This window comes from Empedobacter sp. UBA2044, assembly GCF_002333005.1.
GTDB classification, from domain to species: Bacteria; Bacteroidota; Bacteroidia; order Flavobacteriales; family Weeksellaceae; genus Empedobacter; species Empedobacter falsenii_B.
Map to the genome: position 1 here is coordinate 14,755 of NZ_DDBA01000023.1, position 15,366 is coordinate 30,120.

Consider the following 15,366-nt stretch of genomic DNA (forward strand, 5'->3'; position numbering starts at 1 on the left):
TCTAAAACCAGTAACCTAAACTTAAATTAAATAATCCTTTTTTTGTGTAAGGCGAATAACTCCAAATAAAATTTAAAGGACCTAATGGACTATCGTAGCCATAGGTAATGCCGTACCCAAGATATTTGTAATCTGTTAAACTCAATTGCTCAAATCTATCTGTGATATTTGCTATATTCATAAATAGACTTGTGTAATGATTTTTCAAAATTCGAGCTTGAATATGAGAGCCAAAAAGCAATTGATTGTCGCCAATTGCAGAGCCAAAGGGAAGCCCATAAAACTTAGTGTAATTGAAAAAATCTTGTTCAACATAACCTCCGATATAAAACTTCTGAGGCATTGTTACATTATCGTTGAAAAAGGTTCCAAAGTTAGCAGTAAATCTGTAACTTAGGAAATTATTTAACGGAAAATTTGCCTCTAAACTTGATTCTAACAAATAGTTATTTTCAAACCCAGTTACATTAGAATCAAATAAATACTTGAAACTTCCATCAAATTTTAAACCACTACGCGCAAAATTTGCATTATTTCGATTATCTGCTTTGATATATCCATACGCTTTCCAATAATAACCTTCGGATTTTGCTGGAAATTCCTCATTAGAAGCAATAAAATTATTCGTGAAAACTTTTGTGTATTGATGCTCTAATCCAACGCCAATAGCAAATTTTTCTTTGATAGTCGATTGAATGTAGATTTGATTGATGTATTCTCTAAAGTTATAATTTACTTTTTTGTAGATATTATCCTGGCCAAAGAAGTTTCTTAGATCAATTTCTTTATCAAAATAATGTGAAAAAGAGTTGAAGCCGATACTTGGAAGATATCCATTATCAATGAAAAAATTGATGTTATATCGCGCATAATCACCAACCACAACATCAGCAGAAAGCACCGAGTTTTTGACAAATAAATTCTTTGAAGTGAAGTTTAAAAGTAATCCTGTTTTAAATAAATCATCGTAATGTAATCCAAATCGGATAGATTGTTTGGTCTTATTTTCTTGAACTTTTAACGTTAATAAATTTTCTTCATCGTTAATTTCTGAGATTTTATACGTGATATTATTGAAGTTTCCAGAAGCATATAGTTTCGAAATTCCAGCTTTTAAATCATCATATTTTATAATTTCAGGAGTACGAATTCTTAGCTTACCTTCGATATAATTTGTGTTGAAATTTTTCAATCCTTCAACCTCGATTTCTTTGACCAAAACATAATCATCAAGTTTGATTTCGTTTCGAGTTCTGTTCGAAGCATGCTGTTTTTTTGCAATTTCTTTAAGTTGATCATACACTTTTTCTGAAGCAACAAGTCCGCGATTATAAATAGAATCTACTTCATCAAAACTTGTAACTGTATATTCTTTTAGCTCCGGTTTAATCAATAAATCGACTAGTTTTTTCTGTTCATCTGTTTTTTTAACGATACTCATCGTCATAATTTGACTCAAAATATCAATAGCAGAATTTAGATCATCACGTTTTTGTAAACCATCACCCAATTCTACACCGATAATAATATCAGCACCCATATCTTTCACTTCTTTCACGGGGAAATTGTTGACAACACCGCCATCAACATATATTTTACCATCAATTGTGACAGGATCTAACATGGTTGGATAAGCGCCCGAAGCCAAAATAACGCGAGGTAAAAATCCTGAACGAAAGACTTTTTCTTCTCCAGTTTCGAGATCAGTTCCAATACAAACAAAAGGCGTTGGAAGTTTATTGAAATCATCAATATCATGAACTGGACGCAATAAATAGGTCAATAAATCAAGCGGACCTTGACCTTTTGAAATGGCATTTGGAATCGTTAATTTGAACTTATCAAAAGGTAATTCTAAGATGTATTTTTCTTTGTATGCTTTCTCGAAAAAAGGAATCTCTGCACGATCTTTATTTTGCGTAATCAATGAAGAAATATCCAATTGATGCATGATTTTCTCGAGTTCGTCAGGTGTATATCCAGCGGCATATAATCCACCGATAATCGCGCCCATACTTGTTCCTCCGATGTAATCAATTTTGATTCCCGCTTCTTCAATCTTCTTCAAAGCGCCAACATGTGCATAGCCTTTTGCGCCACCACCACTCAATACAACACCCACTTTTAGACGCGTTGAATCATTCTTTGTTTCTTGTGCAAAGGTCATGGTTGAAATAATGAAAATGAAAGCAAAAAGACTGCGCATAAATTGATCTAAATTGAGGAATAAAGATAGCAATTTTGAATCTAAGTTGTAGAATTGTTTAACTATTCTACATTATTTTCATAACAACTTAAATAATATGAAAACTTCGAAAAGTTGGGAGAAAAAGCTTTATTTAGTTTTAGAAAAGGCTTTAGTTTTTCTATTTGTGAAACAGAAAGTGGATATGAATCATAAATTTCTGTTGGATAATCATCCTCATTTAAGATAAAATCATTTAAATAAAAAAGAATCTGTTCAGATGTTATTTCTAATTCGAATTCATTGTTCAGAGAATCGTCAGAATTATTATACTCTTCAATTAATCTAATTATTTTATCCATTTATTTTTTTTAAAATTACAAAAAAAGAGCTACTATTCAGTAACTCTTTTCAATAAATTATTCTTTGTAATAAACGCGTTTTATACGTTGGGAAACCGAAGTTAAGACTTCATAAGGAATTGTTCCTAACCATTCGGTAACGTTAGCTAAAGTTGGCGAGTTTCCAAAAATAGTCACTTCGTCACCTTCTTTACATGGAATATCGGTAACATCAACCATCATCATATCCATACAAATGGTTCCGGTAATTGTAGCCAAATGCCCGTTGATACCTACTTTTCCTTTTCCGTAACCAAGTGAACGACGAATTCCGTCTGCATAACCAACAGGCAAGGTTGCAATTTTGGTATGACGCTCCGCTGTAAAACGACGACCATAGCTTACAGTTTCGCCTTTTTCAATCTCTGAAATCTGAGAAATTACCGTTTTGAAACGCACAACAGGTTTCAAATATTTCTCCATAAAATCGGTATATTCAGAGTAGCCATACATTCCGATTCCTAAACGAACCATGTCATATTGATGTTCTCCATACGCTACAATTCCAGGAGAATTTAACGCATGTTTGATTGGTTTTATGTTTAAAGCAGTTGTAATTGCCGCATAACTATTATCAAAACGTTCTAATTGATATTTCGCATATTCTTCTTCCTCTGGCATATCTGCAGTTGCTAAATGCGTGAAAATTGAGCGAACATAAACATGTGAATTATCTTTTAGAATTGCAATTAATTCTTCGAAATCATCTTCGTGAAAACCAAGACGATTCATACCTGTTTCCATTTTTAGGTGAATTGGATAAGGTGAAGAAATTTGTTTTTCTTGTAGTTTCTGAATGAATAATTTCAAAACACGTAAACTATAGATCTCTGGTTCCAATTGATAATCGATAACAGTAGAGTAACTACTTTGTTCCGGGTTCATGACGATAATTGGAATGGTAATTCCAGCTTCGCGCAATTCTTTTCCTTCATCTGCAATCGCAACGCCTAAGAAATCGACACCGTTATTTTGTAAGGTATTTGCTACCTCAAAACTTCCTGTTCCATAACTATTCGCTTTTACCATGCACATCAATTTTGTGGTAGGTTTTAGCAATGAGCGGTACACATTTATATTTTCGATCAGGTGTTGCAAATTAATTTCAAGAACAGAATCGTTGGAACGTGTTTCTAATTCACTCGAAATTTTTTCTAATTTGAACGGACGAGCGCCTTTTAATAAAATAGCTTCGTTGTCGACGTTTTGATGACGGAACTGCTCTAAGAATTCTTCAGTCGAATTGAATGAACGAACATAGGATTCAAATAAATGTTTGAACTGAGAAATTTTTTCTCCAATTAAAACTATCTCATCAAAATGATAAGGGTTGACTAAATTGGCTGCTTGTTGATATAAATCGTGGTCAGATAAGTTACTTTGTAAAATATCCGTCAACACCAACGATTTTTTGTCGCGTGGTTGTTGATTTAACACATTTAGACCAATTTTTAATGAATTTAGATCAGAATTGAATGTATCATTAATTAAAATTGAATGATTAATCGCTTCTTTAATTTCCAAACGCATTTCGATTGGTAGAAGTTGACTAAATTCGTTTTTAAGTTGTTTATAATCAATATTTAAACTAATTAAAGTCGTTAAGCAAATTAAACTATTTTTAATCGAAGCATCATCGATAAAAGGAATCGAATAGGTGAATTCTTGTTGATTATGTAAAATAGAAATTTGCGTATTAGTCTGATTACTTTGTATTTGCTTGATCTGTACAGTGGCAGAATTGGAGTAACCGTAAGTATATTTATCTGTTTTTGCTAAATGAGCGTTTTCAAGAATAGCTTGATGAACTTTTTCGTTTTCGATATTGAAAACTAATTTATCAACATGAGAAAATAGTTTCAGTTTTTCCTGAATCAATTCATCTTGATTTTTAAAATTCTCTAAATGCGCTTCTCCGATTTTTGTCAACACACCTATTGTTGGTTGAATAATTTCTTCGAGATTTTGCATTTCATTTGGCATCGAAATTCCAGCTTCGAAAATACCCAAATCGTTTTTCTCTTCCATTTGCAAAACAGAAAGTGCTGCTCCAAATTGAGAATTGTAACTTTTTGGACTACGAACAATCGAGAATTTTTTCCATAACAATTGATTCAACCACTCTTTGACAATCGTTTTTCCATTGGAACCGGTAATTCCGATCACAGGAAAATGAAATTGTTTGCGATGAATTTTTGCCCAATTTTGCAAAGCAAGTAGCGGATTTTCAACCTCGATAAAATTTGCATGAGGCAAATTTGTCAACGCTTTTTCTACGACAAAATTTCGAATTCCTCTTTGATAAGCATCTTGCAAAAACAAATGTCCGTCTTTTTGGTTTCCGTGAAAAGCAAAGAAAATTCCGTGAATTGGATTGACAATCATGCGCGAATCAAAGAAAATTTGATTGATGATTTCGTCTCCATTTCCAATCAAAGTACCGTTGATGATACTTGCAATTTGATTTAGATTATAAGTTTTCAACTTTATGTTTGTTATGTTCTTCCCAGAAAGCAACTCGGCTTAATGGTTCATATTCTAGTACTTCGCCAAGTTCTACAAGACGATCACTGTCAATTTTTCGGTGCGAATAATTGGCTAAATTTCCTGTACGAACGCAGATTGCATGCACTTTTGTTACATACTCGGCAGTCGCCATTAAATTGGGCATTGGACCAAAAGGACGACCTTTGAAATCCATATCCAAACCAGCAACAATAACGCGTTTGCCTTCGTTTGCCAATTGATTGGCTACGTCTACAATTCCTTCATCAAAAAATTGTGCTTCATCAATCCCTACCACATCGCAATCATCAGCCAATAATAAAATTGCTGAAGAATACTCAACTGGCGTTGATGTAATAGAATTTTGATTGTGTGAAACGACTTCGCGGTCCGCATAACGCGTATCTATCGTAGGTTTGAAGATTTCGACACGTTGTTTGGCAAATTCGGCACGTTTTAGACGGCGTATAAGTTCTTCGGTTTTACCAGAAAACATTGAGCCACAGATGACTTCTATCCATCCACTTTTTTTGTTATGATTAAAGGTATTTTCGAGGAACATAGTTCAAATAATTTAGATTAAAATATGAGAACAAATTTACGGAATAAATTAGTTGAATGAAGTAAAAAATTAAATGAAGATAGAGATATAAGAAAAGTTAAATAAATGCGTTCTAAACTTTAATGTTATAACAACAACACTTATTTATTTTATGGAAACTCAACAAGAAAATAATAATCAAGAAATTGATTTGGTTTTTTTAGCGAAGAAAATTAAAGGTTTTTTTCTATCAATAGGTTTTTTAATCCTACGATTAATCAACTTTATTATTCGAAACAAAATAATAGTAATTATCTTGTTCATTTTAGGTATATCTCTTGGGGTTTATTTTGATAAAAAATCAAAAAATAATTTTAAAACAGAAGTTGTTGTTGTTCCTAATTTTGAAAGTGTTGATTTACTTTATGCAGAAGTAGAAAATTTTAAATCGAACTTAAATTCGAACAAATCTAAATATGACTTTTTGAATGATGTTGTAGATTTAAGAATAGAATCTATAGAAAATATAAATAGTATTCTTACAGATAAGGATAATTTGGAAATTTTTAAAGTATTAACATCAAATGGACAAGATTTATCTAAAATTTTGAAAAATGAAGAGTTTAAAAAGAATTATAAATATCATTTAATCACGTTGAAAACAAATTCATCGGTGAATTCTCAAAAAATCATTGATTTTTTATTAAATACTATTAATTCTAAACCATATTATAAACAAAGGTCTGCTTTCGCAATTAAAAATCAAACTAATGCTAAACAACAAGCAGAAAAGAGTATTGAACAAATTAATAAGATTCTAGAAAATTTAGGAAATGGAAGTGTTTCTGTTGTTGGTAAAGATTTGAATATTAATAGTTATGATCAATTATCTAATGTAATTGAGATGAAAGATTATTATATGAAAAAATTAGTTGATATTAATACTAAGTTAATTGAGTATAAATCTACTATTTATCCTGTTAATACATCTTTTAACAATAAAATACACCAAAAGATATATGAAAAAATGGTAGTTATTTTACCACTTTTTTTGATTGGTTTCTACTTGTTTTTGTCTTATATCAAATATTTGTATGCGAAGTACAATAATCTATACCAAAAGACAAAAATTACAAATGCTTGAAAAGAGCAAAAATATTATCAAAAACAAGGAAATTAAACAAGGTTTAATCACACTTTTTTTAAGAGGAATTGGTGTATTGACGTTATTTGGTTTTACTATTTTTTTTAATCGAAATTTTGATTCTTCTGTGGTGGGCGATTACGAGTTTACTCGTATGTTTTTACTCGTATCAGGAAGTATTTGTTTGTTCGGCACAGATATCTCTATTTTATATTTCGCAGGAAGATTGAAAAGCGAAGAAAGATTTTATGAACTAAAAAAATTGTATTATAAAATATCAATTCTAAGTTTTCTTTTTTGTTTAATAATAGGACTTATTTTTTTTATTTTTTTTGATTCAACTTTTATTAATTCTTTTTTTGGTTCGGAAAGCTCATATAAAATAACATCTTATAGTATATTGTTTTTATTTTTTAATGTTTGGACTCTTTTTAATACGGAGGTTTTGAGAGCTCTTGACCAAATTGTTTGGTCTGAATTATTTCGAAATACATTCAAGTTCTTTCCTGTTATCTTTGGCGCAATCATTTTATATGGAAGTGAAAAAGAGGAAAGTATTGTCTTTTATTATATTTTAGGTTTTGTAATTCTAGGTCTTATTACTTCAGTTTTTGTATTAGTCCTTTTGAGTAAAATTCCGAAATCAAAACATAATTATTCATCAATAACTTATCGCGAAATAATAGATTATTCTTTGCCAATGGGAATAAGTAGCTTTGCAGTTTATTTATTTTCTACAATTGATATTATTATTTTGAGAAACTATTTTTCGAGTTCAGATGTGGCTTTATACGCTTTGGGAATAAAAATAATGGCAATTTTGAGTATGGTAATTTTAAGCATCAATGTTAATCTTTCGCCACAGATAGCTGAACTTTATTTGAAGAATGAGTTAGACGAGTTAAAGAAGGTTTTAAGACATTCGAGTCGATTTATTTTTCTGTTAAGTGTAACAATAGGCTTAATAATTATTTTATTTTCTGATTACATTTTACCAATATTTGGAGCAGAATATATTGCAGCGAAAACAGCTTTATTAATTCTTGTTATTGGACAAATTTTAATTTCAAGTTTAGGAAGTTCGGCTGCTTACTTGAATATGACAGGAAGACCAAAAGTTTTTCGTAGTTTTCTATTGATTGCTTTGCTAATTAATCTTTCCTTGAATTTAATTTTGATTCCTAAATTTGGAATAATAGGAGCGTCTATAACGTATGTTTTAACAATTCTTTTTTGGAACTTATGTGCTGTTATATATATTTACCAAAAGGATAAAATAAAAATTTATATCAATTGAAATGAGAGTTACTCTACAAAAAAATAAGTTAACATTTATACTTCTTTTTTTATTGTCAATTCTTATCGCATTGATAGGAGAGAAAGTATTGCCACAGAAGTTCTTTATAGATGCTAATACAATTGTTTTTGATTATTATAATGAAGCAGGTTTCAAAGGAAGTTATCCGCTTACAATGTCTTTTTATAAATATACTCAGTTAGGTAAATTACCTTTTAATGTAGTAGGTGTTTTTCAGTTGTTTTTTTATTATATTATTTTATTCAAAATAGGTGTACCAAAGGATTTTCATATCCTTACTATAAAAAATATAATTGTTTACTTAGCTTTTTTGATGATAGGAATTTTTATCTCAATGCCTTCAAAAGAGTTTATTACATTTCTATTTATTTCACAAATTGTTTTCTTATTTCAATCTAAAAAAATAGGGTTTGATTTATCACTTTTATATTCTTTTTTAATATTAATAATATTTGGAATATTCTTCAGGTCTTATTTTGCATTAATACCTGTTATATCTATTTTATTATACTTTATTTCGAAAATAAAGTATACAAACAGGACATTCGGAATAATAATAATAAGTGTATTAGTAATAATTCTATTTTCAGCGTTACATTATTTAGCAAAGGGAGAATTTTTTTCTGATTTAGCAAGAAATTCTGTAAATGAAGTTAGACAAGGCTCTGAAGATGCAAACTCTATGATAATTCCTCCATTAGAACCTACAGGATTATTAGCAGAGTTAGTGAATACTTTTTATAGTTTTTTATCAGTTAATTTCCCAATTGTAGAATATAAGCATTTATTATCACCTCGAATTTTTCTATTTATTATTTGGCAGATTTTATTTACAATAATTTTTATAGTTCGTTTTTCGTGGGCCATAAAAGATCCGATAAAGAATAATAGAATATTATGGATATTTTATTTTCTGTTTTCTTATCTAGCAATCCAAAGTGTTTTTGAGCCAGATTTAGGTTCAGCAGTTAGACACAAAATTGGAATTTTACCATTGTTTTATTACGTTTTCTACTATGATAGTTTCTCTAAAAAAGTATAATCAAATTAATCAGTTATTGATCATACTAATTGCATGTACAATTGTTTTTAGGAGTATTTGTACACCTATTATTATACTTTTTTTAGTGTTTAATTTACTTCATTATAAGTTTATCATTATTGAAAAAAAACATTTTAAAGATATTCTAATCATAAGTTCTCCGTTATTAATTAGTTTACTGTTTTTTTTCAATAATGATACAATTTCAGGAGGATTCAAATCTGTAGAAAAATTATTGACATTAATTATTTTTCCACTTTTTGTATTAACGAATAAAAACTTAAATATCAATTTTATTTTAAATCAATATAGGATTTGGTTTCTCGTTATCTTATTAGGGTTTTTAGTAAGATTTGTTTTAATTTTTCCTGAGAAAATAACGAAATATATTAATGGAATTGATTTGATAGAAATTGGTTATCAATTTGCAATTTCATTAGGCTCGCATGCACCATTACTTAATTTACAGGTTGGATTTTTGAGTGTAGTTCATTTTTATTTTTTGATTCAATCAATTGTAAATAAACAATTTTATAGAATGTTTTTTAACATCATTCTATTTTTCCTTTCCTTTTGTTTAGTCCTAATTGTCAATACTCGTGTCACGTTATTAGCTGTTATTATTTGCGTTGTTATTATTTTGGTAAGAGAACTTATTTCTATATTTTCATTAAAGAAAACAATGATTGGTTTATTCGCAGGGTTAATGATAACTACCACAATAATAGGAGGTTTTGTTAAACTTAATCCTTATATGTACGAGAAATACTCTTCGGTTACTTTTATACATATGGATAAAGTTGGAAAGCTAGATGAAATTAAAAATCCAGAAATTGTAGTGTTTAATGCTTTGGTGACAAGAGTCTCTATTTGGAAAGCATCTGTAGAAGTCGCAAAAGAAAATTTACCTTTTGGAACAGGAGCAGAGATGGGTAAAAAAGAACTTTTTGATTATTATAAAAAGACAAATCAACATTTCTTAGCTAAGTACGAATTTCCAGTTCATAATCAATTCTTAGATTTCTCAATAAAATTTGGAGTTATAGGCTTTATAGTTTGTTGTATTTATATATTTTTTCCGTTTTATAAAAGCATAGATTTACTTAATTTCAAATCACTATTTATTTGTTTTGGAACGTTGTTCTTTATTTCGAATTTAACGGATGATTTTTTAATTCGATTTGATGGAATTGTTTTTAGCGGATTATTTTATTCATTGTTTAGTAGTATTTCAACCTTTAAAAAATAATAAATGAAAAAAGCTATAATTATTGATTGGCTTGATAAATACGGAGGTGCAGAAAGAGTAATCGCAAAGCTTAATCAAATTTTTCTTTTTGACGAAGTGTATACTTTGACTAATATTATGAAAAAGGAGGAGTTTTTGGAAATTTTTCCTCAAAAAAACATACAGGTTCACGATACTTTTCTTAGAATTTTAAAAAATAAATTTAGATTTCTTTACTTCATTTTCTTTTGGGTAATAAACCGAATGAAAGTTTCTCCAGAAGTTGATTATTTTATTTCTTCTTCTCATTCTATAGCGAAAGGCGTTACAAAATCTCGAAAAGAGCAAATTCATATAAGTTATTTTCAGGCGAGAAATTCAAATTATATCTGGGACGAAATAGACCTATACTTTGGTAAAAGTAAATATCTATTCTATCCATTATTATTAATTCTTAGAAAAATTGATATTAAACAAGCTCAGAAACCTGATTATATAATTTCTAACTCTAAGTTTGTTCAACAATGGGTAAAAAAAACATATAATAGAGAGTCTATTGTAATTTATCCACCCGTTAATTTCGAAAATTTTGAACTTGTAAAACATAAGTCAGATTATTACGTTATTGTAGGTAGAATGGCTTCAATAAAAAGATTTGATGTTGTTATAAAAGCATTTAATCAAAACAAAAAGAAGTTAATAGTTATTGGAGATGGAGAAAAGTTAGATGACCTAGTAAGGCTATCGACCTCAGATAATATCCATTTTTTTGGTTTTTTAGAGTCGAAGTTAGTAGGCGAATATATCTGTAAGGCAAAAGCTTTTATACAAGTTGGTATAGAGGGGTTTGGAATAGCTCCATTAGAAGCGCAAGCTTGTGGTACACCAGTTATTGCTTTTGCGAAAGGAGGTGTTGTGGAAACTGTAATAGATAAACAAACAGGTGTTTTTTTTGATGAACAAACTGAAGAAAGTTTAAATTTTGCAATAAATGAGTTCGAGCAATTACAGTTTGATCAGACTTTAATGAGGAATCATGCATTAAGTTTTTCTCAAGAAGTTTTCGAGAAAAAAATGAGAGATTTCGTAGAATCAATAATAAAAAAAGTATAACGTAAATTTTATAATGGGTAATCTTAATAAATTTAACTTTTCAATAAAGATAGGATTTTATATTTTAGATGCATTGATTATTTTTTTTGGTTTACTTTTTTTTATTTGTAATCAATATCAATATTTTTATCATACTAAGTTAGCTAGACTTCCTTATTTTTCTGAATTACTCGACGCTCATTACAAAGCAATTTTACTATTATTATTCGCTTGGTTTGTTATTTCAGATTATGTAAAACTTTATTCTATAAAAAGAGTCAATTTTCTTAGAGAAATTCTTCGAAAAATAGTGTTGCAAACATTTTTCTTTTCTTTGATTATTTTTACAATTTCTGGAATAAAAAAAGAGGAACTATTAGCGAATCAGTTAATTGTTTATTTTGTTTTCATTTTATTTGTTTATCTAATCTTTACACGATTACTTGTATTTTTTGTTAGTCGCTATAATTTTCAAAAGGGGAATGACGTAAAGAATGTTATTGTTTTGGGAGAGAATAGTAATACACCACGTTTTAAATCGATTATAGAGAATAGAAAACATTATGGATATAGAATTATCAAAACAAATAATATTATTGATAATGATTCACTAGAAGCAGTTTTATTATCAAATAAAGTTAAAGAAATATTTATATCTCAATTAGGATTACCTATATCATTACAGGAGCAAAGTATTGTTAACTTTTGCGAAGATCATCATGTAAAAGTGAGTTATATACCTTACTCGTTGAACACAGAATTAGTAAGTTTAGATGTTGTATACATTGATACTTTACCAATTTTTAGATTTAAAAAATTTCCTTTAGAAAAAACGGAAAATAGATTAATCAAATCATTATTTGATGTTATCATTTCTTGTTTTGTTTTAATTTTTATAATGAGTTGGTTGTTTCCGATAATTGCAATTTTAATTAGGTTAGATTCGAAAGGTCCTATTTTGTTTAAACAAAAAAGAAGAGGAATCAATGGAGTAGACTTTGATTGTTATAAATTTAGAACAATGCGTAATGATGGAACAAATTCAATTAAAGCTACAGTTGTTAACGATAATAGAATTACAAAAATTGGAAAGTTTCTTCGTAAAGCTAGTTTAGATGAATTGCCACAATTTTTTAATGTGCTGAATGGGGATATGTCTCTTGTAGGTCCACGACCGCATATGATTTCTCAAGATATCTATTATAGCGAAATCATTAAGAAATATAATCTTCGTAATTATGTCAAACCAGGTATTACAGGTTTAGCACAAGTAAAAGGTTATCGTGGAGCTATAGATTGTGATAAAGATATGGAAGACCGTATACGAACAGATATTTTTTACGTACGTAATTGGTCACTTCTTTTAGATTTACAGATTATTTATCAAACAGTTGTTTTGATTTTCAAAGGAGATGAGAACGCAATATAATTCACAAAAAAAAACCTCTTATAAAATTTATAAGAGGTTTTTCGAATTAATTCGAAAATATATTTTTATACAATATAAGATAAATTATCTTTCGTATTTCTTTTCATTTTCGGTTCCAAAGCTAGCGATTTTATATAACCACCATCCCATCAATGCGCATCCGATGAATGTAAATAACCATCCAAAGATAACACCAATTGGAGATAATAAGTTTTCAAAAGTCCATTTGAAAATATCACCAATCGCAAAAAATAAATCAGTTATAACTCCCATATTCTAGTTTATTGCTTAATTTGCATCAAAGTTAATAAAATGTTGGTTAATCTACTTGACAAAAGGAATTTTTTTATACAGATTTTTATCATTGTGTTGTTTACGTTACTTGGAGTTACTAATTTTAACAGTATTGATCTGAGTAATTTAGAAAAATTAGGCGTAATCCTAACGTTTTTAACTATAGCTTTAGTTGGATATACTGATAATACAAATGATTTAATTAGCAGATCTTCTTATCCGACTTTCATTTATATTTTATGGATAATGCCTTTTGTAACTGGTTTATCCGATTATCGCATTGCTGGTAGTTTGTTACTTGTTACTTATGTTACGATTAAATTACTCTATTTTGAGTCCGAAAAAAATGATACATATAACGCTTTTGATATTGGCGTTTTTATAAGTTTTGCAATTTTATTAAGTCCACCACTTATTTTTTTAGGAATTGTAGTTTTTACTTACTTCTTGACTTTAAGAGTGGTAGAGCCAAAAATTCCTATTCTTGGTTTTTTAGGATTTCTTTTGCCAATATTAATCGTTGCTCAAGTTAGTTTTCTGCTCGATTATTACTTTATGTTCGATTTTTATAAAGAACAATTAATGTTTACAATGGTACATTTCGAATGGAAACAATTGTTTTTAGTTCCAATTGCAATTATTCTAATTTATTCAATTATCAATCATTTCAAGAATGTGAATAAATTGACAGCACAAAAGAAACGTATCTTTTTGTTGATGCATTTTATGTTTGGAACAATGCTGATTACGTATATTCTTTACGGAGGAAATAACGATGCTTATCTTGCCTTCTTAGGTTTTAGCATTATGTTAATGTTAACAAGATATTTTAGCGAAAGCAAACCCAAAATAGAATGGCTAAAAGAGGCATTTCTTTGGGTTTTTATGATTTGCTTGCTAATTTATAATTTTTATGATAGAATCCCGAGATTCTTCTCCTTGATTACGGAGGTAAGTTTTTAATTCGAATTCTTTTCCATCAAAAACACCATAAGTAAAGTAGTTAATCCAATCGCCAAGATTGATGTGACGTGCTTTGCCTATAGCAATTTCCATTGGTAAATGTCGATGTCCGTAAACTAGATAATCGAAGTATTTTCGATGCAATTGCTTGCGGCTATACATGATTAACCATTCGTTGTCAACGCCTAAGAAATTAACATCTTCGTCTCCTGAAATCATTTTATTTTTTCGCGAAGCTGTAATTCCCAACCACATTGCCAAATCGGGATGAAGTAGATAAAAAAGGAATTGACAAACTTTGTTTGTAAAAACCTTTTTCATGCGTTTGTAGCCTTTATCACCAGGTCCTTTTCCATCTCCATGTACAATAAAAAATTCTTTCCCATTGATGATAAAATCCTGCTTATCTCGGAAAACAATCGCATTGATTTGTTCTTCCAAATAATCTTTCATCCATAAATCATGGTTTCCAACAAAGAAATAAATAGGAATTCCACGATCAGAAATTTCGGCTAATTTTCCTAAAACACGCACAAATCCTTTCGGAACAACGTGTTTATATTCGAACCAAAAATCGAATAAATCGCCAATCAAAAATAAAACACCGCAATCGTCTTTTATTTCGTCAAGCCATTTTACAAACAATTTTTCGCGCACCAAACTATCTTTTTCATTCGGAGCACCAAAATGATGATCCGAAGAAAAATAGGCTTTTTTACCAGCTCCTAACTGAATGTTTATTGGTTGTCCTCCGCTAACCATTCTGCATAAGAATTTTCAGTTTCGTGTAATTTCAAAGCAACCAAATCGATATTCGTTGGTAAAAGAGGTTTGATTTTATCCACAATCCACAAAATCATGTTTTCAGCAGATGGTTGATAATCTGTAAAAACAACATTGTGTCCTTCTGCTAATAATTTTTCTCCTAATGTTTTGTGAGGCGAATTTTCGTTCAATAAAATGGCGTGATCAAAAAGATTAACAATTTCTTTGTTCACAATTTTTTTCAAATCTCCAAAATCCATCACCATTCCAAGTTTCACATCGTTTGTGTCCTCAGAAGGCGTTCCTTTCACAGTTACAAATAATTTGTACGAATGTCCATGTATATTTTTACACTTTCCGTCATAACCATGCAAAGCATGTGCAGTTTCGAACGTAAAAGCTTTTGTAAGTCGAATGATTTTCATTAAATTTAGTACTAAACTTTAATTTGCAAAGGTA

At 29.3% G+C, this 15,366-nt stretch carries 14 protein-coding genes; 7 read left to right on the top strand and 7 right to left on the bottom strand.

What is annotated here, in order from left to right:
- Nucleotide 1 precedes the first annotated feature (1 nt).
- The 4 genes from B4E59_RS03550 to B4E59_RS03565 all read right to left on the bottom strand — a co-directional run bounded on the left by B4E59_RS03550 (nt 2) and on the right by B4E59_RS03565 (nt 5,653).
- Nucleotides 2-2,167 carry a patatin-like phospholipase family protein gene (locus tag B4E59_RS03550; protein WP_291047378.1) on the bottom strand — a complete coding sequence of 722 codons (2,166 nt, stop codon included), beginning with the start codon at nt 2,165-2,167 and terminating at the stop codon, nt 2-4.
- A 101-nt stretch (nt 2,168-2,268) separates the two neighbouring features.
- Complete coding sequence (locus B4E59_RS03555) at nt 2,269-2,547, bottom strand: DUF7683 domain-containing protein (protein ID WP_221854021.1); 279 nt, start codon at nt 2,545-2,547, stop codon at nt 2,269-2,271.
- A gap of 57 nt (nt 2,548-2,604) precedes the next feature.
- Nucleotides 2,605-5,070, bottom strand: coding sequence for a bifunctional UDP-N-acetylmuramoyl-tripeptide:D-alanyl-D-alanine ligase/alanine racemase (locus B4E59_RS03560; protein WP_291051321.1), 2,466 nt, complete (start codon nt 5,068-5,070; stop codon nt 2,605-2,607).
- Complete coding sequence (locus B4E59_RS03565) at nt 5,057-5,653, bottom strand: thymidine kinase (RefSeq protein WP_038336222.1); 597 nt, start codon at nt 5,651-5,653, stop codon at nt 5,057-5,059. The genes B4E59_RS03560 and B4E59_RS03565 overlap by 14 nt, the downstream gene beginning before the upstream one ends.
- Before the next feature lie 151 nt (nt 5,654-5,804).
- Between B4E59_RS03565 and B4E59_RS03570 the strand changes: the two genes are divergently transcribed.
- The 6 genes from B4E59_RS03570 to B4E59_RS03595 all read left to right on the top strand — a co-directional run bounded on the left by B4E59_RS03570 (nt 5,805) and on the right by B4E59_RS03595 (nt 12,885).
- Nucleotides 5,805-6,776, top strand: coding sequence for a hypothetical protein (locus tag B4E59_RS03570; RefSeq protein ID WP_125349122.1), 972 nt, complete (start codon nt 5,805-5,807; stop codon nt 6,774-6,776).
- Complete coding sequence (locus tag B4E59_RS03575; protein WP_291051324.1) at nt 6,769-8,073, top strand: MATE family efflux transporter; 1,305 nt, start codon at nt 6,769-6,771, stop codon at nt 8,071-8,073. The genes B4E59_RS03570 and B4E59_RS03575 overlap by 8 nt, the downstream gene beginning before the upstream one ends.
- Nucleotide 8,074: 1 nt before the next feature.
- Nucleotides 8,075-9,136, top strand: a complete 1,062-nt coding sequence (locus B4E59_RS03580) for a hypothetical protein (RefSeq protein ID WP_280035024.1) — start codon at nt 8,075-8,077, stop codon at nt 9,134-9,136.
- Nucleotides 9,137-9,674: 538 nt separating this feature from the next.
- Nucleotides 9,675-10,385 (top strand): O-antigen ligase family protein, encoded by a 711-nt coding sequence (locus B4E59_RS03585; RefSeq protein ID WP_185144112.1) that lies wholly within the window; start codon nt 9,675-9,677, stop codon nt 10,383-10,385.
- Nucleotides 10,386-10,388: 3 nt separating this feature from the next.
- Nucleotides 10,389-11,477, top strand: a complete 1,089-nt coding sequence (locus B4E59_RS03590) for a glycosyltransferase (RefSeq protein ID WP_291051327.1) — start codon at nt 10,389-10,391, stop codon at nt 11,475-11,477.
- A 13-nt stretch (nt 11,478-11,490) separates the two neighbouring features.
- Nucleotides 11,491-12,885 carry an exopolysaccharide biosynthesis polyprenyl glycosylphosphotransferase gene (locus B4E59_RS03595; RefSeq protein ID WP_291051330.1) on the top strand — a complete coding sequence of 465 codons (1,395 nt, stop codon included), beginning with the start codon at nt 11,491-11,493 and terminating at the stop codon, nt 12,883-12,885.
- Between the two features lie 84 nt (nt 12,886-12,969).
- Here the strand turns inward: B4E59_RS03595 and B4E59_RS03600 are convergent, their stop codons facing one another.
- Complete coding sequence (locus tag B4E59_RS03600; RefSeq protein ID WP_291051333.1) at nt 12,970-13,158, bottom strand: hypothetical protein; 189 nt, start codon at nt 13,156-13,158, stop codon at nt 12,970-12,972.
- Between the two features lie 39 nt (nt 13,159-13,197).
- On the opposite strand from B4E59_RS03600, the gene B4E59_RS03605 reads away from it, so the two are divergent.
- The gene (locus tag B4E59_RS03605) at nt 13,198-14,142 is read left to right on the top strand and encodes a DUF6427 family protein (protein WP_286495685.1); all 945 of its coding nucleotides are present in this window, start codon (nt 13,198-13,200) and stop codon (nt 14,140-14,142) included.
- Here the strand turns inward: B4E59_RS03605 and B4E59_RS03610 are convergent.
- The gene (locus B4E59_RS03610) at nt 14,077-14,904 is read right to left on the bottom strand and encodes a UDP-2,3-diacylglucosamine diphosphatase (protein ID WP_291051336.1); all 828 of its coding nucleotides are present in this window, start codon (nt 14,902-14,904) and stop codon (nt 14,077-14,079) included. The genes B4E59_RS03605 and B4E59_RS03610 overlap by 66 nt on opposite strands.
- On the bottom strand, nt 14,880-15,332 hold the full coding sequence (queD, locus tag B4E59_RS03615) for a 6-carboxytetrahydropterin synthase QueD (protein ID WP_180905560.1): 453 nt from the start codon (nt 15,330-15,332) through the stop codon (nt 14,880-14,882). The genes B4E59_RS03610 and queD overlap by 25 nt, the downstream gene beginning before the upstream one ends.
- Nucleotides 15,333-15,366: the final 34 nt, after the last annotated feature.